General features: G+C 70.2%; 18 protein-coding genes. 3 read left to right on the top strand and 15 right to left on the bottom strand.

All coding sequences use genetic code 11. The annotated features are described in order from the left end of the window. Positions 1 to 57: 57 nt before the first annotated feature. The 6 genes from WFJ17_RS09695 to WFJ17_RS09670 form a co-directional block, all read right to left on the bottom strand. Complete coding sequence (locus WFJ17_RS09695) at positions 58 to 891, bottom strand: AraC family transcriptional regulator (RefSeq protein ID WP_336648287.1); 834 nt, start codon at positions 889 to 891, stop codon at positions 58 to 60. A 6-nt stretch (positions 892 to 897) separates the two neighbouring features. Further along, positions 898 to 1,320 (bottom strand): hypothetical protein, encoded by a 423-nt coding sequence (locus tag WFJ17_RS09690; RefSeq protein ID WP_336629945.1) that lies wholly within the window; start codon positions 1,318 to 1,320, stop codon positions 898 to 900. Further along, positions 1,317 to 1,919 (bottom strand): TetR/AcrR family transcriptional regulator, encoded by a 603-nt coding sequence (locus WFJ17_RS09685; protein WP_251439276.1) that lies wholly within the window; start codon positions 1,917 to 1,919, stop codon positions 1,317 to 1,319. The genes WFJ17_RS09690 and WFJ17_RS09685 overlap by 4 nt, the downstream gene beginning before the upstream one ends. Before the next feature lie 49 nt (positions 1,920 to 1,968). Beyond that, a complete protein-coding gene (locus tag WFJ17_RS09680) occupies positions 1,969 to 2,883 on the bottom strand; it encodes an NAD-dependent epimerase/dehydratase family protein (RefSeq protein WP_251439278.1) in 915 nt (304 codons plus the stop codon). Continuing rightward, positions 2,880 to 3,506 (bottom strand): dihydrofolate reductase family protein, encoded by a 627-nt coding sequence (locus tag WFJ17_RS09675; RefSeq protein WP_251439280.1) that lies wholly within the window; start codon positions 3,504 to 3,506, stop codon positions 2,880 to 2,882. Before WFJ17_RS09675 ends, WFJ17_RS09680 begins: the two co-directional genes overlap by 4 nt. Positions 3,507 to 3,630: 124 nt before the next feature. Continuing rightward, positions 3,631 to 4,704 (bottom strand): metallophosphoesterase family protein, encoded by a 1,074-nt coding sequence (locus WFJ17_RS09670; RefSeq protein ID WP_336648286.1) that lies wholly within the window; start codon positions 4,702 to 4,704, stop codon positions 3,631 to 3,633. A 220-nt stretch (positions 4,705 to 4,924) separates the two neighbouring features. Between WFJ17_RS09670 and WFJ17_RS09665 the strand changes: the two genes are divergently transcribed. Further along, entirely contained in the window at positions 4,925 to 6,268 is a 1,344-nt protein-coding gene (locus tag WFJ17_RS09665) for an HNH endonuclease (protein ID WP_336648285.1), read from the top strand. 189 nt (positions 6,269 to 6,457) lie between these two features. Here the strand turns inward: WFJ17_RS09665 and WFJ17_RS09660 are convergent, their stop codons facing one another. The 3 genes from WFJ17_RS09660 to WFJ17_RS09650 all read right to left on the bottom strand — a co-directional run bounded on the left by WFJ17_RS09660 (position 6,458) and on the right by WFJ17_RS09650 (position 9,396). Beyond that, complete coding sequence (locus WFJ17_RS09660) at positions 6,458 to 7,558, bottom strand: ABC transporter substrate-binding protein (RefSeq protein ID WP_251439286.1); 1,101 nt, start codon at positions 7,556 to 7,558, stop codon at positions 6,458 to 6,460. Positions 7,559 to 7,627: 69 nt separating this feature from the next. Then, on the bottom strand, positions 7,628 to 8,542 hold the full coding sequence (locus WFJ17_RS09655) for an ABC transporter permease (RefSeq protein ID WP_251439288.1): 915 nt from the start codon (positions 8,540 to 8,542) through the stop codon (positions 7,628 to 7,630). After that, a complete protein-coding gene (locus WFJ17_RS09650; RefSeq protein ID WP_336648284.1) occupies positions 8,539 to 9,396 on the bottom strand; it encodes an ABC transporter ATP-binding protein in 858 nt (285 codons plus the stop codon). Before WFJ17_RS09650 ends, WFJ17_RS09655 begins: the two co-directional genes overlap by 4 nt. A 188-nt stretch (positions 9,397 to 9,584) precedes the next feature. Between WFJ17_RS09650 and WFJ17_RS09645 the strand changes: the two genes are divergently transcribed. Beyond that, entirely contained in the window at positions 9,585 to 11,204 is a 1,620-nt protein-coding gene (locus tag WFJ17_RS09645; protein ID WP_336648602.1) for a sensor histidine kinase, read from the top strand. Further along, on the top strand, positions 11,201 to 11,932 hold the full coding sequence (locus WFJ17_RS09640) for a response regulator (RefSeq protein ID WP_251439291.1): 732 nt from the start codon (positions 11,201 to 11,203) through the stop codon (positions 11,930 to 11,932). The genes WFJ17_RS09645 and WFJ17_RS09640 overlap by 4 nt, the downstream gene beginning before the upstream one ends. Here the strand turns inward: WFJ17_RS09640 and WFJ17_RS09635 are convergent. Genes WFJ17_RS09635 through WFJ17_RS09610 form a run of 6 tightly spaced genes read right to left on the bottom strand, consistent with a single transcriptional unit; the run spans position 11,911 to position 18,388 of the window. Then, on the bottom strand, positions 11,911 to 13,134 hold the full coding sequence (locus tag WFJ17_RS09635) for a metal-dependent hydrolase family protein (RefSeq protein WP_336648283.1): 1,224 nt from the start codon (positions 13,132 to 13,134) through the stop codon (positions 11,911 to 11,913). The two genes, WFJ17_RS09640 and WFJ17_RS09635, sit on opposite strands and share 22 nt — an antisense overlap. A gap of 11 nt (positions 13,135 to 13,145) precedes the next feature. Further along, positions 13,146 to 13,943 carry an ABC transporter ATP-binding protein gene (locus tag WFJ17_RS09630; RefSeq protein WP_336648282.1) on the bottom strand — a complete coding sequence of 266 codons (798 nt, stop codon included), beginning with the start codon at positions 13,941 to 13,943 and terminating at the stop codon, positions 13,146 to 13,148. Then, the gene (locus WFJ17_RS09625) at positions 13,940 to 14,965 is read right to left on the bottom strand and encodes an ABC transporter ATP-binding protein (RefSeq protein WP_251439297.1); all 1,026 of its coding nucleotides are present in this window, start codon (positions 14,963 to 14,965) and stop codon (positions 13,940 to 13,942) included. The genes WFJ17_RS09630 and WFJ17_RS09625 overlap by 4 nt, the downstream gene beginning before the upstream one ends. Before the next feature lies 1 nt (position 14,966). After that, on the bottom strand, positions 14,967 to 15,854 hold the full coding sequence (locus WFJ17_RS09620; protein WP_292886724.1) for an ABC transporter permease: 888 nt from the start codon (positions 15,852 to 15,854) through the stop codon (positions 14,967 to 14,969). Further along, positions 15,851 to 16,768, bottom strand: coding sequence for an ABC transporter permease (locus WFJ17_RS09615; RefSeq protein WP_251439300.1), 918 nt, complete (start codon positions 16,766 to 16,768; stop codon positions 15,851 to 15,853). Before WFJ17_RS09615 ends, WFJ17_RS09620 begins: the two co-directional genes overlap by 4 nt. A gap of 57 nt (positions 16,769 to 16,825) precedes the next feature. Next, positions 16,826 to 18,388 (bottom strand): ABC transporter substrate-binding protein, encoded by a 1,563-nt coding sequence (locus tag WFJ17_RS09610; protein WP_336648281.1) that lies wholly within the window; start codon positions 18,386 to 18,388, stop codon positions 16,826 to 16,828. Positions 18,389 to 18,408: the final 20 nt, after the last annotated feature.

The following is an 18,408-nucleotide window of genomic DNA, read 5'->3' as shown; positions in this document are numbered from 1 at the left end:
CGAAACAGCCGGCGGGGCTGTCGACGCTGCGGCGGCGACAGCCCCGCCCTTCGGAACTCAGATTCCCGGCGCACGGGTCCGCCCCGCGAGGAACGGGCGGTACGACGCGGAATGATCGTGCCCGCAGGCGCAGCGCTCGACGTCGCCGTGCAGGAGTTCCTTGGGCGTCTGGCCGGTCAGGCGCAGGCACTCGCGGCTCAGGTGCGCCTGGTCCGCATACCCTGCATCCACGGCCAGCCCCGCGATCCCGTCGGCGCCGACCCGCGCACGGGAAGTCGCGCCGGCCTGAGCGAGGGCGAGGAATCCCTGGAATCGCAGCGTGCGCTGCAGCACCTTGGGGCTGAGTCCGACCGCGCTCAGCGAGCGCCGCCGCAGTTGACTCTCCGACAGCCCCACGTCCGCGGCGACCGCGCCGACCTCGACGGGACGCCAGGGCATGAGCGCTTCGACTGCGGCGCGCAGCAGGGGATCGGCCGCCCTCCCCACCCGGAATCGCTGCATCAGGAACGCCTCGAGCAGTCCGATCCCGCGCTCGGCGGCGCCGACCGCTGCGACGTCGTCGAGAAGGCGCTCCGCGAGGCCTCCCCAGACCTCCACGAGAGGCACGCTCCGGTCGACCAGCTCCTCGAACGGCATCGGCAGCGGCGGCGCGCCACCCGGACGGAAGCGCACCCCGAGGATCGTGGTGCGCGACGGGATGGCCTCGAGTCGATGCCGGGTGAGCGGGCCGAACACCCGCGCGCCCCCTCCCACCACCACATGGATCTCCATGCCGCCGGTGGGCAGGTGACGGTGGATGACGGGCTCGTCGCCGACGCGCTGCACCCAGACCGTGCGCACCATGCCGGCCAGCGCCGCACTCGGCTGCCGCTCGCGGTATGTGTCGGCCATCTCGCCTCAGCTCTCCTTGGGGAAGGCGGCCCGCATCTGCCGGCTGTTCAACAGCACCGCGATCACGACGATGAGGACCCCGATGAGTCCCTGCTCGATCTTCATCCAGAGCGGATAGCCCGAATCCGGCGAGACGATGATCAGGCCGATGCCGATCGGCGCGAGGATCGAGATCCATCGCATCCTCGTGAAGGCGCGACGGCTCCCGCGCGCCACCGCTCTCGTCACCACGACGAACACGAGGCTCGCCACCGCGACGACCGAGCCGCGCAGCCACACGACCCAGTTCACCTCGGCGGGGTCGACGACGGCGAGAACCGCGGCGGCGGCCAGCGCGATCAGCGACACCGCGGCGCACAGCCACCACAGCCGGCGCACGGTGTCGAGCGCCGGGCGCACCGCCGCGCGACGGTCGATGGACAGGGTCATGATCGGACTCCTTCTTCCGGGCGGGTGGCCCTCTGGTACAGGGCGACGATCTCCTCGATCGCCGTCGCGGTGGCGGCCTCGTCCGACGGCATGGTCATGGCGAACGCGTCGATGGTCGCGCGGATCGAGCGCGCCACCACAAGGGGGTCGAAGGCGCGGAACTCGCCCGCCGCCTGCCCGTGCGTCAGGAGCACGGAGAGCAGCAGCGCCGAGGTGTCCTCGCGCAGATCGTTGTCGGCGCGAGGGGCGTTGCGGATGACCTCGATCACGGCGCGGGCCGAGAGCCGGTTGTCGGCGAGGAAGCGCAGATTGGCCCTCAGGTACGCCGTGAGCTTGCCCGCCCACGTCGGTTCGGCCTCCATGGCGGGGACCATGACGAGCGCGGCCCGCTGGACCACGTGCTCGACGAGCGCGGCCATGAGCGCCGCCTTGTCGGCGAAGTGGTACGAGATCATGCGCGTGCTGCTGAGCCCTGCCGTCTCGCGGATCCGGGCGAAGGATGCACTCGCGAAGCCCTGCTCCGCGAGCACCCGGACCGTCGCCTCGACGATCTCGGTGCGGCGCTCCTGGGTCGTGCGATAGCTGCGCGTCGGAGTCATGTCCTCATAATTACTTAACTGAGTAAATATGGCAAGCCCCTCCGGAGCACTACCGCGGGTTCTCGCGACGCCAATCCACGTAGTGCGCCACGGCGCCGGCCACGTCGAACGCCGGAGCGAACCCCGTCTCCGCCCGCAGTCGCGCGATGTCGAGGTACGGCCCCTCGCCAGCCGGGTCCGCGTCCGGCGTCAGCGCGATCCCGGATCCGGGCAGCGCGGCGTCGAGCGCGTCGATGAGCTGAGCCGCGGTGAACGGCACCCCGCTCGACACGTTGTACGCGAGATGCGCGAGCACAGGCGCGGTCATGAGCAGGGCGATCGCGCGACCGGAGTCCGGCGCGTAGCCGAAGTCGCCGCCGCGGGCCGGCAGCGGGCGAGGGCGCTCCCCACGCAGCACGGCGCTCACGGTCCCCGGCACGGGGTTGAACGGAGACTCCGGATCCATCAACGGACCCCAGGTGCTGCCGATCCGCAGCAGCACCGGCTGCACGGCGGTGCCGGCGAGCGCCGACAGCGTCAGCGGCTCGACCGCCTTCTTGAAGGCGGCGATCGGGTGCGGTGGCACCGCGAGCGGCAGGGCGAGATCCTCGGTCCACGGCCGCTCGTCGCGCCCCTCGTAGGAACTGATGCTGCCCGCCACGGCGAATCGGTCGACCCCCCAGGTCCGCGCGGCCTCGAGTGCGGTGAACAGCCCCGCGGAGTCACGCCGGAAGTACGGGATCGGATCCGCTTCGGGGATGCTGCCGGCCAGGTGCACGATGCCGCCGATGTCGTGCCGGTCGCCGAGCGCGAGGAACGCTTCACGGTCGGCCACGTCCACGGTCTCGATGGCGACACGGTCGACGAGGAACGCGGGCACGTCCGTGCGCCGATGCGCCGTGACCACCACCTCCTCGCCGCGGTCGACGAGCGCGGCCGCGGTGTGCGCGCCGATCATGCCGAGGCCTCCGGTGACGAGGATCATCGCGCGTCCTCCTGCGTCATGGTGCGTCCGGCGTTCTCGACGAGGTAGTGCAGGTGCGTGACGTCGGGCGCGGACACCACGTCGTGGATCCGCAGTGCGATGTGCCGCGGAAGTTCGTGGAAGAAGCGGCGTCCGGAACCCAGCAGCACAGGCACCTGGTGCAGGATGAGCTCGTCGACCAGCCCGGCTTTGAGCGCTTCGGTGACCAGGACGCCGCCCATGAGCCCCACATCCTTGCCGTCGGCCAGGCGCCTGGCTTCCTCGACCGCATCGGCGAGGCCCGTGCTGACGATCGTCTGACGCTCGTTCGCCGGCGGGAACGACTCGTGCGACAGCACCACGAGCGGAGCAGTGGGGTGCGGTGCTCCTCCGGCGAAGTCGTCGGAATCGGCGTAGGTGGTGTGCCCCGCCAGGCTCGCGCCGACACGCGACGCCAGCTCGTCGAACACTCGCACGCTCGGCGCCGACAGCCGGAAGCCGGCGAACACCCTGCTCGGCACGTCTCCGCTGCCGTACCAGTCGAACAGCACACCGCCGTCGCCGAGCCCGTGCCCCGGTCGCGGATCCCGCCCCGTGATGAACCCGTCGACCGAGACCGACAGACCGCAGATGACCTTGCTCATGACCGAACCTCCGCTCGTGGATGACTCCGACGGTACGGATGGTCGCGGCTCCGGGATTGAACAGAACGCGCATCAGGAGCACCCGAGCGATCCGAGGGAGTCGCCCGGGCGCCTCACCCCCGCGTCAGGACCACTGGCCGGAGAGCGGGATCTGGATCTGCTTGATCCACTGCTTCCGGCCGAAGTCGCGCGCCTTGATCGTCACGCGGTCGAATCCGACCTCGACCTGCAGACCCTGGTTGAAGTCGCCCGGGACGACGCTCTCGCCGCCGGCGCCGTTGTCGGTCCAGCCCGTCTGGATCGCGCCCGTGTTGATGACGTTGAAGCCGTCGAGGTTGCCGGTGCCAGCAACGACGCGCCGGGCGTACCAGTCCGACAGGTTCAGATCCCAGTGCGTGTGACCGGTGAACAGGAAGACGTCGGGGTGACGACCCAGCAGCCCCAGCAGCCGGTCGGTCTGCAGGTAGTCCGACATGTAGAGCTTGTTCCGCGAGCCGGACACCGTGTTCGGCAGCGGGTGGTGGCTGATCACCATGACCGGACGGTTGCGTCCGCGCCAGTACCACAGGCGGTCCTCGAGCCAGGCGAACTGGGCATCACTCATCCAGACCTCGTCCCAGAGAGTGGCGTCGTGGTAGTGCATGTACTTCTCCGTGCCGATCATGAGCACCGGCACGTCTCCGAACAGCTGCTCGTTGTAGATCGTGTTGCGACCGGCGAAGGTGTAGAAGCTCTTGAACAGGGAGTCCTCGGTCGCGCCGTTCGGCCAGGTCGCCTGGGCGAGCGTGTTCGGGTCGGAGTACTTGGGCACGTAGAACTCGTGGTTGCCGATCGCCCAGGCCAGCGTCGACGGCTTCGGGTTGGCGTCGAGCACCTTGCTCACCTGCGCGTACTCGAAGTCGTAGCCGCGGGGCGTGATGTCGCCGGCGATCGCCATCCCGGCGCTGCCCGGGTTGATCTCCGCGATGTCCTGCAGGGCCCGGGCGAAGTCGTTCAGGTCGCCCTGGATGTCGCTGATGACGGTGAAGGAGGTGATGCGGCCGTTCGGGCCGCCGTTGCCCTTCCCGTTGCCGTTGTTGCCCTTGCCGTTGCCCGCGGGGACCACCGCGGCGGCCGGCACCGCGGTGAAGGCGGCGTTCGCGGCGAGGAGGGCGCCGGCCGTGGCCGTCGAGGTGATGAGCGAACGTCGAGAGATCATGGGGGTCCTTTGCTGTCGCGGAAACGCCTGTCGGATCCCGAGGCCAGCAAAGCCGGCCGAACGAGAGGTGAACAGGAGACGACGTCGCCGCTTCGGACCGCCTCCCGGGCGGAATCCCCGCGCCGAGTGTGCGCACTGGGCCGGATCCGCGGGCTCGGACGACGATCGCCACCTGTGGATAACTTCGAAGCTATCTTCGACGACTCGATAGAATCGTGGGATGAGCAGCACACTCGATCCCCTGCGGGAGGCGACCCGACGCCTCCAGCAGGCGTGGGGTGCCGCTCCGACCTCCGCCGACCTCTCGCGCCCCCAGCTGCTCGCCGTCACCGAGGCGCTGGGCCTCGTGAAGCGCATCTCCGAGGGGCTGCAGTCCGACGTCGGCAGCCGGATCTCCTACGAGTCCCGCCCCGAGCTCGGCCCGCAGTCGCTCGCCAAGCAGCAGGGCTTCCGCACCGCGTCACAGCTGATCGCCACCACGACCGGGGCCTCCACGGGCGAAGCGGCGCGGCTCGTCAAAGTCGGCGAGGCGATCGCGCCGCGGACGAACCTCCTCGGCGAACCCCGCCCCTCGCGGTTCCCGCTGGTGCAGGCCGCGATGCGCGAAGGGCGGCTGAGCGCGGCGGCCGCGAGCGCGATCATCGTGTTCCTGGAGAGGATCCGGCTCACCGTCGACGAGACCCGCACCGCCGAGGCCGAACGGGTGCTCACGGAGCGCGCACCCGGGCTTTCGCACGACGACGTCCGACGGATGATCACGCGACTCGAGGCGCACCTCGATCCGGATGGGGTCGCGCCGCGCGAGGACGAACTGCGGGCGAGGGCGTCGCTGTCGATGTTCGAGCGCGAGGGGATGCTCCACATCAGCGCGACGCTGGACCCCGCGCGCGGCGCCCCGGTCAAGGCCGCCATCCAGGGCTTCATGTCGGCGGAGTTCGCCGCGAAGCGCGACGGACGCGATCGCTCCGCCCCCGAGGCCGACCGACGCAGCGTCGCCGCGATCCAGGCCGACGCCCTCGTGCACCTCGCGGAGCACGCCCTGACCTGCGAAAGCACCGCTTCCCTCCACGGCGCCACGGTCGTCGTGCGTATCGGACTCGACGATCTCATGAACGGCACCGGCCACGGTCTCATCGACGGCATCGACCAGCCCGTGAGCGCCACGACCGTGCGGCGCATGGCTGCGGGCGGCGGCGTCATCCCCTGGGTCTGCGGCTCGAAGGGCGAGGTGCTCGACTGGGGCCGCAAGCAGCGGTTCTTCACGGCGGCCCAGCGCACCGCCCTCGCCGAGCGGGACGGCGGATGCGCGTTCTGCGGGCTGCCGCCCGGAATGACGAAAGCACATCACATCGAGTGGTGGGCTCGCGACCACGGCGGCACCGACCTTGAGAACGGGGTGCTGCTCTGCGAGACGTGCCATCACCTGATCCACGACAACGGCTGGGACATCCGCATCGAGGGCGCCGGCGTGAGAGCGAAGGTGTGGTTCCTTCCGCCCCCGTCGACGGACCCGCTGCGCACGCCCCGGCTCGGCGGGAGAGCCCGCTCCGAGATCCTCGCCTGACCCGCGGGCACGGCGTGAGTCCCGCATCGTGCGGGGGCCGCCGGCGGGCATGATGCCATCGTGCCGGGAGCGGGGCCGGATCAAGCCGTCGGAAGGCGGGCGTGTGGTCGAGGCCCGGCGCGAGGATGCCGGGCGCCCCGTGAGGAGCACCCGGCATCTTCGACCGCCGAGAGGCGGGAGCGGATCCGCTCAGCCGTCGGATCCGGCCGCCTTGGTCGTCACCTTCGTGCCGGCGTCCGCGTTGGCCTTCTGCGCGTAGTCGTTCGTGAACGTCTTGCTCAGGTCGACCTTGGACGTGTCCAGGCCCAGCTGCTTCTCCATGTCCAGCACCGTCTTGGGACCGCCGGCGGGCATGATCCCGTCGGGCAGGAACTGGCCCTTGTCGGTCGTGAGACCGGCGATGTACTGGTCCTTGGTGATGGTGGAGTTGTTCACGTACTCGGCGGGCAGCTTGTTCGCGATGTCGCCTGCGGAGTGCTCGTCGATCCAGTGCATCGTGGCGACCAGGGCGTTCACGACGCGCTGCGTGGCGTCCTTGTGCTTGTTCACCCAGTCGCTGCGGCCGAGCAGGCCCGCGGCTGGCCATGCGCCGCCGAGCGCCTTCTGCGCGCCCTCGGTGGTGGCCAGGTCGACGACGGTGTCGGCGACCTTCTGCGTGGTGAGCGCGGTCACGGTCGGCTGCGTGGTCATCGCGCAGTCCGCGGAGCCCTGCGTGAGGGCCGCGATCGCCGTCGCACCGGCGTGCACGGCGACCGTCTGGTAGTCGCTCGTGGACAGCCCGCCCTTGTGCGCGATGAACTGGGTGAGCTTGTCGGTGCCGGATCCGAGATCCGTGACGCCCATGTTCTTGCCCTTGATGTCGGAGGGGCTCTTCACGCCGCTCTTGGCGGTGCACATGAGGCGCTCGCCCGGCGCACCGCTCAGCTGTACGACGTCGATGACCTCCTTGCCCTTGGGCTGCAGCTCGATGGTGTGGTTGTACCACGCTCCCGCGAAGTCGACCTGGCCCGAGATCATCGCGTCCTCCGCGCCGACGCCGCCGTTCTGCTCGGTGGAGAGCTCGACGTTCACCCCGAACTTCTTGTAGAAGCCGAGCTGGTCGGCCAGCTTGTAGGGCAGATAGATCTGCTTGTCGATGCCGCCGACCATGATCTTCACGGTCTCGGGCGAGGAGCCATTCGCTCCGGCGGTGCTGGATCCGGAAGATCCGGACGCTCCGCCGCTGCAGGCTGCGAGGCCGAGCGCCAGTGCTCCGGCCGCCGCGACGGCGACGATGCCGCGCTTGTTCATGTGGGTTTTCCTTTCGTTGCGCCGATCGGGCCGGCGTTCCTGGTGGGGAGGGATTGCGAGGGAGGGAGTTCAGATCGAGGACGCCTCGGAGCGCGCCGGGGGGCGCCAGCGCAGCACCCGCTTCTCGAGCAGCGAGATCAGGTACTCGGCGACGAGCGTGAACGCCGCGATGATGACCATGCAGGCGAACACGGTGTTCGGGTCGAAGGACCCCTGCGCCTGGCTGATGATGAGACCGATGCCGCGCTGGGCGCCGAGCACCTCGGCGACGAGAGCGCCGATGATGGCGAAGCCGAAGGCCGTGTGCAGGCTCGCGATGATCCAGGTCATCGCCGACGGGATGGTGACGTGCCGCGCGACCTGCAGCGGCGAGGCGCCCAGCACCCGCACGTTCGACACGAGGTTCGGATCCACCTCCCGCACGCCTTGGAAGGCGTTGAAGAAGACGGCGAAGAACACCAGCACCGCGGCGAGGAGCACCTTCGCCGGCATCCCGAGACCGAACGCGACGATGAAGATCGAGCCGAGCACGATGCGGGGGATCGCGTTGACGATCTTGATGTACGGGCCGCACACCTCCGCCAGATACCGGTTGCTGCCGAGCAGGATCCCGACGACCATCCCGGCGAGCGTGCCGACCGCGAAGCCGAGCAGCGCCTCCTGCACCGTCACCCAGAGGTTCTCCCAGATGGATCCGAACGCGGTGCCCTGCGTGAACAGGTGCACGAGGCTCTCCCAGACGAGGGTGGGCTGGCCGAAGAAGAACTTGTCCACCCAGCCCATCGCGGTGAACAGCTGCCACCCGCCGATGACGACCACGGCGAGCCCGATCCGGCCGACCCACACCCAGGCGGTGTGACGGCGGCGGGCGCGCCGGCCCGCGGCCTGCAGCTCGGCCTCGCTCTGCTCCGAGGCGTTCACCGGCGTCGCGTACGGGCGTCCGGTGGCATCCGCGGACGGCACCCGGACGGTCGCGGCGGTCATGCCGCCACCGCCGCGGTCTGCGCGTAGGCGCGGTCGACCTCTTCGCGCAGCGACTCCCAGATCTGCCCCTGCAGCTCGAGGAAGCGCCCCTCGTGCCGGATCTGCTGCACGTCGCCGCGCGGGCGGGGGAGATCGATCTCGAACACGTCCTTCACGGTGCCGGGGCTCGACGTCATGATGACGACCCGGTCGGCGAGCGCGACGGCCTCGTCGAGGTCGTGCGTGATGAACAGCACCGAGGGCCGCAGCTCTTCCCAGAGCTGCAGCAGCTCGGTCTGCATGATCGCCTTGGTCTGCACGTCGAGCGCGCCGAACGGCTCGTCCATGAGCAGGATCCGGGGCCGGTTGATGAGGGCGGCGGCCATGGCGACGCGCTTGCGCATGCCGCCGGAGAGCTGGTGCGGGTAGCGATCCTCGAAGCCGGAGAGGCCGACGCGCCGCAGCCAGTCGACGGCGAGCGCCGCCGCCTCCTTCTTCGGCGTGCCGGTGAGCACCGGCCCTACCATGACGTTGTTCAGCACGGTCTTCCAGGGGAAGAGCGAGTCGGCCTGGAACATGTAGCTGACGCCCTGGGTGATGCCGTCGACGATGCGGCCGCCGACGCTCACGGATCCGGCCGAGGGCTTCTCGAGGCCAGAGACCTGGGCGAGCGTGGTCGACTTCCCGCAGCCGGTCGGTCCGACGATCGCGCAGAACTGTCCGGGCTCGACGCTCAGCGTCACGTCGCGGATCGCGGTGAACGTCTGCCCCTTCGGAGTGAGGAAGCGCTTGGTGAGGCCGACGATCTCGATGCCCGCGGCGGGTCCGCCGGCATCGGGGGCGCGGCCGGCACCCGGGGAACGTGTATCGCTCATGGCAGGAAGGCCTCTCTGTCCGTGTCTGCTCGCCGCGGCGACGGCGCCGGGCGATGGATCGATGCTCGCCGCCCGGCCCCGGCACTGTCGCGCTTGCGCGCATTGCCCGAGGTTTCGGGCGTTGCCGCACCTTTTGGGCGTTCTGCGCAGGCCCGGGACATGACCGGCGATGAGAGAATCCGGAGGTGATGCGACGACGGATCCGCCGACTGTCGAGCCTGATCCTGCTGGCTCAGGTCGCGATCCTCAGCGCCTCGCTGCTGATCGGCTTCGTCCTCTTCGCCATCACCGCCCGCGCGAATCTCACCAGCGACTACCAGGAGCGCGCGGCCGACATCGCGCAGACCTTCGCGGAGATGCCCACCGTGCAGAGCTGCCTCGCGGGCGACGCCGCATCCTGCGACGGCGATGTGCAGCGGCTCGCCACGGCGACCGAACGACGCACCGGCGCCGCGTACGTCGTGGTCATCGACATGGACCGGGTGCGGCACTCGCACCCGAACCCCGCCCTCGTCGGCCGGAAGGTCTCGGAGGACGTCATCGCCCGCGACGGTCAGGTGCATCTGCGCACCGACTCGGGGTCGACCGGCACGACCGCGAACGCCCGCGTCCCCGTCTTCGCCGGCTCGGGCAGCACCGTCATCGGAGAGGTGTCGGTGGGGATCAGGGAGTCGAGCGTGGCCGCCGAGCTCCTCGGCCAGCTGCCGATCTACGCGACCTGGATCGTGCTGGCCTTCGCGATCGGCACCGCCGTGTCCTTCGGACTGGCGGCGCTGCTGAAGCGGCGCACGTTCGGGCTCGAGCTCGACGAGATCGCCCGGCTGCTGCAGGAGCGCGAGGCGACTCTGCACGGGATCCGCGAGGGCGTGATCGCGATCGACCCGGCGGGGCGCATCACCGTGGTCAACGACGAGGCGCAGCGCCTGCTGCGCCTCCCCGAGGGGGCGCGCGGCCGGCGCCTCGACGACGTGCTCGCAGCGAGCCCGATCCGCGACGCGCTCACCGGCACGACCGAGGCGAAGGACGCGATCGCGGTCACCGACTCCGGCGTGCTCGTGCTCAACCGGATGCCGGTGATGCTCGCCGGGAGACCGCACGGCGCCGTGCTCACCCTGCAGGACCGCACCGAGGTGACCGGGCTCAGCCGGGAGCTCGACGGCGAGCGCAGTTTCGCCGAGTCGATCCGGGCGCAGCAGCACGAGTTCTCGAACCGCATGCACGCGGTCGCGGGCCTGCTCGAACTCGGCCGCCCGGAAGAGGCGCTGCAGTACCTGAACGAGATCAGGGGCACCGCGGCGGATCTGGATCGCACGCTGCGCACGCACGTCGGCGCTCCGATGATCGTCGGCCTGCTGCTGGGCAAGGCCGCCGAGGCGAACGAGCGCGGCATCGAGCTGGCGATCTCGCCCGAGACCGAGCTCGGCCCCGCGCCCGAGCTGCTGCAGGCGCTCGTCACGATCCTCGGCAACCTCATCGACAACGCGTTCGACGCCCTCGCCGACTCCCCCGCCCCGCGCCGCGTGACCGTCGCGATCGTCGAGACGTCCGAGACGCTGACCGTGCGGGTCGCCGACAACGGTCCCGGGGTGCCGGACGGATCCGTGCCGCGGATCTTCGAGAGCGGCTACACGACCAAGCGCGGGGCCCTTGCCCGGCACGGCGGTCTGGGGCTGTCGCTCGTGCACACGACCGCTTCGCGCCTGGGCGGCACGGTGTCGGTGGCGCGCGACGGCGGCGCCGCGTTCACCGTGACGCTCCCCCGTCCCTCGCACGCCGACCTCGCCGCAGCATCGGGAGGACTGCGATGAGCTCCGCCGAGTCCACGGTTCTCGTGGTGGACGACGACTTCCGCGTCGCGAGCGTGCACGTCGGCTTCGTGGAGGCCGTGCCCGGCTTCCGCGTGGTGGGCCGGGCCGGGTCCGCCGCCGAGGCGCTGCGACAGGCGAGGGACCTGCGCCCGGATCTGGTGCTCATGGACGTCTATCTGCCGGATGGGGACGGCCTCGAGGTCGTGCGGCGACTGCTCGCGGATCCGGATCCTTCGACCGGCTCAGGGGCGGGAACGGGGACCGGGCCCGCGGTGATCGTGATCTCGGCCGCGAACGACCTGGCGACCGTGCGCCGCGCGGTGCAGCTCGGCGCCCTGCACTACCTCGTGAAGCCGTTCGGGTTCGCGGAGCTCGCCGAGAGGCTGACCGCATACCGGAACGCGCAGGAGCGGATCGCGGCGCTCGGCGATGCGGCCACCCAGGACGATGTGAACCGGATCTTCGATCTGCTGCGCCCCGGCCCCGCCCCCGCTCCCGCACCCGACGAGGGGCGCCGGCTGGCGCCGACCCTGCAGGCCGTGCTGGACGCGGTGACCGCGAGGCACAGCGATGCATCGGCACAGGAGATCGCGTCGACGATCGGCATCAGCCGCACGACCGCCCAGCGCGCGCTCACGCAGCTCGAGCAGTCCGGCCTGGTGCGCCTGGAGCTGCGCTACGGCAGCACGGGCCGCCCCGAGCACCGCTACGTCGTGCGACGGCGCTGAGAGCCGTCGAGGCGGATCGGCTGTCCGTCCGTCAGGACGAGGCGCAGCGCGGTGCCCGAGGACAGCAGGGACAGGTCCTGCGACGGGTCGCCGTCCAGCGCGATCAGGTCGGCGCGGGCGCCTTCCCGGACGATGCCGGCCCTGCCTTCCTCGCCGATGATCTCGGCGCCCACGACGGTCGCCGCACGGATGACGGAGAGCGGATCCTGCACCCGCCCCCGGATCCTGAACTCCTCGAGCTGGAACGCCAGGCCCTCCCCGTGCAGGTCCGTGCCGTAACCGATCCTCACCCCGGCCCGGTCGGCGAGGGCGAGCGACTCCAGCCCGCGTTCGAAGACCTCGACCACCGCGGCGCGTGCGTCCGGATCGAGATGCCGGCCGGTGTGCCCTTCGACGATCGCCCAGAAGGTGGCGAGCGTCGGCACGTAGAACGCACCGCGCTCGAGGAAGAGCGCGAGGCACTCCTCGTCGAGGAAGTTGCCGTGCTCGATCGTGCGCACGCCGAGCCGCAGCGCCCGCGCCACCGCCTCGGCCGAATAGACATGGGCGCCGACGTAGCGGTGGGCGAGGTGCGCCTCGTCCACCGCGGCCACGATCTCGGCCTCGGAGAAGCCGAGCGAATCGATCCGCATCCGGGAGATCACCCCGCCCGAGAGCGTCAGCTTGATGTGGTCGGCACCGTCCCTGAGCTCGGCGCGCAGCGCGCGCCGCACCTCGACCTCGCCGTCGACGACCCGGGTGAGGGCGTGCCCGCCGGTGGGCGCGAAGATCGGACCGCCGACCTTGAGCATCGGCCCCGTGATCAGGCGCTCCTCGACCGCTCGGCGCAGACCGGTGTCGGCGCCGCCCATGTCGCGCACCGTGGTGAAGCCGCGCAGCAGCATGCGGTGCAGCTCGCGAGCGGTGCGGGCGGCGTGATAGGCCGGTGTCCACGAGAGGATCTCGGCGAAGTCGCCCGACGCCTGCGTCACGTGGGCGTGGGCGTCGATCAGGCCGGGCAGCACCGTGGTCCCGGCGACGGAGAACTCCTCGGCCCCGGCGACGGTGCGCGTCGACGTGGAGATCTCGACGATGTCCCCCGCATGCGCGACGATCGTGCGCGGGGCGGACACCTCACCGGTTTCGACGTCGAGGATCGCCGCGTCGCGCAGCACCACGGTGGCGGGGGACGGGGCGGATCCGGGATCGTTCCTCAGCGGCATCGCGGATCCTCTCAGACGAAATCGACGTGCGGGATGGAGTCGAGCAGGGTCCTCGTATACGGATGCTCCGGGTGGTCGAAGACCTGCTCGATCGTTCCCTCCTCGACGAAACGGCCGGCCTGCATGACGACGACGTCGTCGGCCACGTGACGGATGACGGACAGGTCGTGGGAGACGAACAGATACGAGAGCCCGAGGTCCTTCTGCAGGTCGTCGAGCAGGTTGAGGATCTGCGCCTGGATCGAGACGTCGAGGGCCGACACCGGCTCGTCGAGCACGAGCACCTTCGGGTTGAGCGCGAGCGCGCGGGCGATGCCGACGCGCTGCCGCTGACCGCCGGAGAACTCCCCCGGTCGGCGCGCCGCCATCTCGGCGCTCACGCCCACCCGGTCCAGCAGCTCGTCGATCGCTCGGCGGTCGTGCCGCCCCGTGATCCGCAGCGGCTCGGCCACGATCTCATGCACGGTCATCCGCGGATCCAGCGCCGAGTACGGATCCTGGAACACCATCTGCATGCGTCCGCCGAACTCGCGGCGGCGGCGCGGCGGGATCCGGGTGATGTCCTGCCCGAAGGCGCGGATCGTCCCCGACGCGACCGGGCTCAGGCCGAACAGCGACCGGATCAGGGTCGACTTGCCGCAGCCCGATTCTCCGACGAGTCCCAGGGTGCGCCCGGCGGTGAGCGCGAGGCTCACTCCCCGCACCGCCTGCACGCCCCTGCCGCGACGCACCGCACCGCGTCGTCCGTAGGTGACGTGCAGATCGGCGACCTCGATCAGGGGTTCGTCGCTGCGCGAGTCCGACATCATGCCTCCGATCCGACCGGTGCGACGGGAGCGCCCAGCTCCTGGGCGAAATGACACGCGGAGCACGAGCCGTTCGCCCGCAGCTCCAGGCGCGGGCGGGCGTCGACGCAGATCGAGCGCCCGCGCGAGAGCTCGCAGCGCGGCGCGAACGCGCAACCCGACGGACGCAGCCGCGGAGAGGGCGGATTGCCGGGGATCGCGTAGGCGCGCTCGTCGCGTTCGGCGAGCCGGCTCTTCAGCAGACCCTGCGTGTAGGGATGCGTCGGCGATAGGAAGATGTCCCGCGTGCTGCCCGATTCCACGATCCGCCCGGAGTACATGATGAGCATGCGCGAGGCGTTCTGCGCGGCGAGGCCGAGATCGTGCGTGATGAGGATGAGCGCGGACGACAGTTCGGCGCGCGCCTTCTCCAGCGTGCGCATGACCTGCGCCTGCACTGTGACGTCGAGCGCGGTCGTCGGCTCGTCGGCGATCAGCAGCGCCGGATCGTTCGCCATCGCCATCGCGATGACCGCGCGCTGGCGCATGCCTCCCGACCACTCGTGCGGGTAGGCGCGCGCCCGCTTCGCCGCATCCTTCACCCCGACGGTGTCGAGCAGGTCGTGCACCCGGGCTCTCGCGACACGGCGCGGCACCCGCTGATGCAGGCGGATCGCCTCGGCGAGCTGCGAGCCGATCCGCCGCAGCGGGTTGAGCGCGGTCATCGGATCCTGGAAGATCATGCCGATGTCGCGCCCGCGGATCTCGCGCAGCTGCTGCTCGCGCAGGCCCACGATGTCCTTTCCGCGCCAGAGGATGGATCCCGCGGCGACCTCCAGGCCGTACGGAAGCAGACCCATCACCGCGAGCATCGTCAGGCTCTTCCCGGACCCGGACTCCCCCACGATGCCGACGACCTCGCCGTCGTCCACGGTGAACGACACGTCGTCGATGAGTCGGACCGTCTCCCCGTCGGGGCCCGTGGTGGTCACCACGAGTCCGTTCACCTCCAGCAGCGGAGCCTTCCGGATCATCTCTGCAGACATGTCACCGCACCTTTCGGAGGGGCTGGGTGCTCTCCGCCGTGAACCGCTGGCTGAAGAACGTCGTTCCTCCGACCACGAGGAAGATCGCGAGCCCCGGCAGGATCACCTGCCACGGCGAGAGGCGCATGTACTTCTGCCCCTCGAGGACCAGCCCGCCCCAGGTGGGGTCGGGCGGCTGGATCCCGAGGCCCAGGTAGTCGAGGCCGGCCTGCAACAGGATCACGGATCCGATGCTCGTCACCGCGACGATGAACATCTGCGGGAGGACGTGCGGCAGGATGTGCGTGCGGATGATGCGCGCGGAGGAGGCGCCGAGCATCCGCGGCGCCATGACGAAGTCGCGGCTGCGCAACGACAGCGCCGTCGCCCGCGCGAGCCGGGCGAAGCTCATCCAGTGCGTGAAGCCCAGCACCAGGATCATCAGCAGGGCGCTCGGCCCGAAGATCGCCGAGAGCGCGATGAGCAGCAGCACGGCGGGCAGCGCGAGGCTGACGTCCGTGACGAGCGCGATGACGTTGTCGGCCCAGCCGCCGAAGAACCCGGCGAGCAGGCCGAGCACGGTGCCGACGACGAAGTTGACGAGCACGATCGCGGCGGTGATGAGGAGGGTCGTCTGTCCGCCGGCCGCCACGCGGCTGAGGAGGTCCCGTCCCACGACGTCGGTTCCCAGCGGATGCTTCGGGTCGACGAACGGTCCCAGTCGCGCATGCGCGAGGTCCTGGGTGAAGGCGTCGAAGCCGGGCCAGAGGTGCACCGCGATGATCGCGAGGATCACGAGGACTACGATGAGGCCGCCGCATGTCGAGAGCCACCGCCCCTGCCGCGCGCTGAGCCGCCGACGGCGGGGCGCCGCCGTGCCCACCTGTGCCATTGCCACTGTGTCGGTCATGCGAGTTTCACTCTCGGGTCGATGAGGGAGTAGAGGAGGTCGACGACGACGTTGACGACCACGAAGATGAGCACGACCACGAGCAGGCCCGCCTGCACGACGGCGAAGTCGCGCTGGCTCACCGCGTTGATCAGCGCGACGCCCATGCCGGGCCAGGAGAACACCTGCTCGACGATGATCGTGCCGCCGAGGAGGCCGGCGAGGTTCAGGCCGGCGACCGTGAGGATGGGGAGGAAGGCGTTGGGGAGCATCTCCGTCGCGACGACGGCCGCGTGGCTCTTGCCGCGCGCGTACGCGGTGCGGACGTACTCGGCCGTGGTCTGCTCGCTGAGCGCCGAGTCGAGCAGGCGCACGTAGAGCACGAACTGGGCCGTCGCGATCGTCGCGACCGGGAGCACGAAGGAGGGGAGGCCGGTGTATCCGAGGCTCGGCAGCCATCCCAGGCCGACGGCGAAGATCAGCACGAGCAGCACGCCGAAGAAGAAGTCAGGGACCGAGGAGCGCAGCGCCCCGCTCCAGACGAACAGGGCGCGCAGCGTGTGGCTCCCGGTGATGTGCACCAGCACCGCCGCGACGACCGCGAGCACGAGGCCGATCGCGAAGGACAGCAGCGCGAGCGTGGTGGTGGCGGGAAGCCGCTCGAGGATGATGCCGATCGCGGACTGCCCGGGGTTGCGGTACGAGACCCCGAAGTCGCCGTGCAGGAGGCCGGCGAGATAGCGGCCGTACTGCACGAGGATCGGGTCGTTGAATCCGAGCTTGCCGTTGAGCTCGTCGATCTGCTGAGCGGTCGCCCCTTCGGTGAGGATGAGCGCGGCAGGCTTGCCCGACATGCGCCCGAGCACGAAGGCGATGGTGACCGCGACGAACAGGGTGACCAGGGCCTGCAGGATGCGGCGGATGACGTAGGACATGTGATCTCCAGGGGATGAGATCAGTGCGGGGCCCGCGGCACGGGCCCCGCACTGAGGTCACTTGGCCGAGCGGCCGACCTCTGCGGCACGGTAGATGCCGTCGACGGCGGGGGTCCACGAGATGGTGCTCGCGGCCGCGTAGGTGTTCGTGTTCTGCCAGAGCGGGATGTTCGACACGTTGGTGGCGTTCCACGACCAGATCTTCTTGAACACGTCGGCCCGCTTGTCGGCGTTGGCCGCCTGCTGGTCGAGGTACAGCTGCGCCATCTCGGGGCTGCGGGCGTAGTCCTCGGGGCCGCCGGCGAGGAGCTGGCTGACCACGACATCGCCGTCCATGCTGGAGGGCGACCACGCGTTCAGGTACAGGCCGGTGATCTGGTGGTTGGCCAGGCTCAGGCTGAGGCTGGACTGCTCGGCGCCGACCAGCTTGATCTTCAGGCCGGCCTTGCCCAGGTCCGCCGCGATGGCCTGAGCGACCTCGGGGTCGGTCGGGGATCCACCGGTGCTCGCGTACTGCAGCGTGATCTCCGAGCCGTCGTAGCCGGAGTCCGCGACGAGCTTCTTCGCGGCGGCGAGATCGTACTTCGGGGTCGGGAACCCGTCCACGTAGCCGGTGACGCCCTTCGCGACGGGCTGCCCGGTGGGCGAGGCGTAGCCGTTCAGCAGGCTGTCGATGATCGACTTGCGATCGATCGCGAGCGGGATCGCCTGGCGCACCTTGAGGTTCGACAGCGCCCCGGCGGTGGTGTTCACGCCGATGAACGCGATCTGGTTCGACGCCGCCTCGACGACCTTGGCATTCGACGCGCCCGTGAAGACCGGGACCTGGCTGGCCGGGATGATCGCGGTGTCGAGCGTGCCGGACTCGACGCCCGTGACGCGGGCGTCAGGCGCACCGACGAAGGAGAACGTGATGTCCTTGATCTTCGCCTTGTCGCCCCAGTAGTCGTCGTTGCGGGTCACCTTGTAGTCGACGCCGTGGTTCCAGGAGACGAACTTGTACGGTCCGGAGCCCACGGGCGCGTTCGGGAACTTGTCCGGCCCTTCCGCCTCGTAGACCTTCTCCGGGACGATCCCGATCGTGGCGACCTGGTTGAGCCATGCGCTGAACGGGTTCTTCAGCGTGAACTGCACGGTGTGGTCGTCGGTCGCCTCGACCTTGGAGATCATGGCGATCGCGACCCGGTTGGTCGACTTGTCGCTGGCCAGGATCTTGTTGTACGTGTAAACGATGTCGGAGACGTTCAGCGCGGATCCGTCCTGGAACGTGACGCCCTTGCGGATCGTGAACGTCCAGACGTCCTGCGTGGCGTTCGACTTCCACTCGGTCGCGAGGCCGGGCTGGATCTTGCCCGCGGAGTCGATCCGGGTGAGGCCGTCGAACACGGCGTAGTACATGTTCCACGCCGAGATCGACCGCATCATGATCGGATCGATGTTCGCCGGTTCGGTGGGCAGCGCCAGCGTCGCGGAGCCGTTGTCCGGCGCGGTCGTCGCGCCGCCTCCCGTGCTGGTCGCGGAGCCGGCGCTCCCCATGCAGCCGGACAGCAGCACCGAGCCGAGGGCGAGGGCGACGCCGAGGGCCATGAGGCGCCCGCGCCGCTGTGTCTTCATTGACATTTCGGGTTCCTTTCGTCCGC

Origin of the sequence: Microbacterium sp. MMO-10, assembly GCF_037148715.1 — a bacterium.
Taxonomy (GTDB): domain Bacteria; phylum Actinomycetota; class Actinomycetes; order Actinomycetales; family Microbacteriaceae; genus Microbacterium.
This window is presented reverse-complemented; position numbering and strand designations above follow the sequence as displayed.

What these genes read in the sequence shown, in the direction of transcription:
- WFJ17_RS09610 (WP_336648281.1), bottom strand. Translation starts at nt 18,388, where the DNA reads ATGTCAATGAAGACACAGCGGCGCGGGCGCCTCATGGCCCTCGGCGTC.
- WFJ17_RS09620 (WP_292886724.1), bottom strand. Translation starts at nt 15,854, where the DNA reads ATGACCGACACAGTGGCAATGGCACAGGTGGGCACGGCGGCGCCCCGC.
- WFJ17_RS09650 (WP_336648284.1), bottom strand. Translation starts at nt 9,396, where the DNA reads ATGAGCGATACACGTTCCCCGGGTGCCGGCCGCGCCCCCGATGCCGGC.
- WFJ17_RS09660 (WP_251439286.1), bottom strand. Translation starts at nt 7,558, where the DNA reads ATGAACAAGCGCGGCATCGTCGCCGTCGCGGCGGCCGGAGCACTGGCG.
- WFJ17_RS09630 (WP_336648282.1), bottom strand. Translation starts at nt 13,943, where the DNA reads ATGATGTCGGACTCGCGCAGCGACGAACCCCTGATCGAGGTCGCCGAT.
- WFJ17_RS09640 (WP_251439291.1), top strand. Translation starts at nt 11,201, where the DNA reads ATGAGCTCCGCCGAGTCCACGGTTCTCGTGGTGGACGACGACTTCCGC.
- WFJ17_RS09625 (WP_251439297.1), bottom strand. Translation starts at nt 14,965, where the DNA reads ATGTCTGCAGAGATGATCCGGAAGGCTCCGCTGCTGGAGGTGAACGGA.
- WFJ17_RS09670 (WP_336648286.1), bottom strand. Translation starts at nt 4,704, where the DNA reads ATGATCTCTCGACGTTCGCTCATCACCTCGACGGCCACGGCCGGCGCC.
- WFJ17_RS09685 (WP_251439276.1), bottom strand. Translation starts at nt 1,919, where the DNA reads ATGACTCCGACGCGCAGCTATCGCACGACCCAGGAGCGCCGCACCGAG.
- WFJ17_RS09690 (WP_336629945.1), bottom strand. Translation starts at nt 1,320, where the DNA reads ATGACCCTGTCCATCGACCGTCGCGCGGCGGTGCGCCCGGCGCTCGAC.
- WFJ17_RS09655 (WP_251439288.1), bottom strand. Translation starts at nt 8,542, where the DNA reads ATGACCGCCGCGACCGTCCGGGTGCCGTCCGCGGATGCCACCGGACGC.
- WFJ17_RS09675 (WP_251439280.1), bottom strand. Translation starts at nt 3,506, where the DNA reads ATGAGCAAGGTCATCTGCGGTCTGTCGGTCTCGGTCGACGGGTTCATC.
- WFJ17_RS09695 (WP_336648287.1), bottom strand. Translation starts at nt 891, where the DNA reads ATGGCCGACACATACCGCGAGCGGCAGCCGAGTGCGGCGCTGGCCGGC.
- WFJ17_RS09645 (WP_336648602.1), top strand. Translation starts at nt 9,585, where the DNA reads ATGCGACGACGGATCCGCCGACTGTCGAGCCTGATCCTGCTGGCTCAG.
- WFJ17_RS09635 (WP_336648283.1), bottom strand. Translation starts at nt 13,134, where the DNA reads ATGCCGCTGAGGAACGATCCCGGATCCGCCCCGTCCCCCGCCACCGTG.
- WFJ17_RS09680 (WP_251439278.1), bottom strand. Translation starts at nt 2,883, where the DNA reads ATGATCCTCGTCACCGGAGGCCTCGGCATGATCGGCGCGCACACCGCG.
- WFJ17_RS09615 (WP_251439300.1), bottom strand. Translation starts at nt 16,768, where the DNA reads ATGTCCTACGTCATCCGCCGCATCCTGCAGGCCCTGGTCACCCTGTTC.
- WFJ17_RS09665 (WP_336648285.1), top strand. Translation starts at nt 4,925, where the DNA reads ATGAGCAGCACACTCGATCCCCTGCGGGAGGCGACCCGACGCCTCCAG.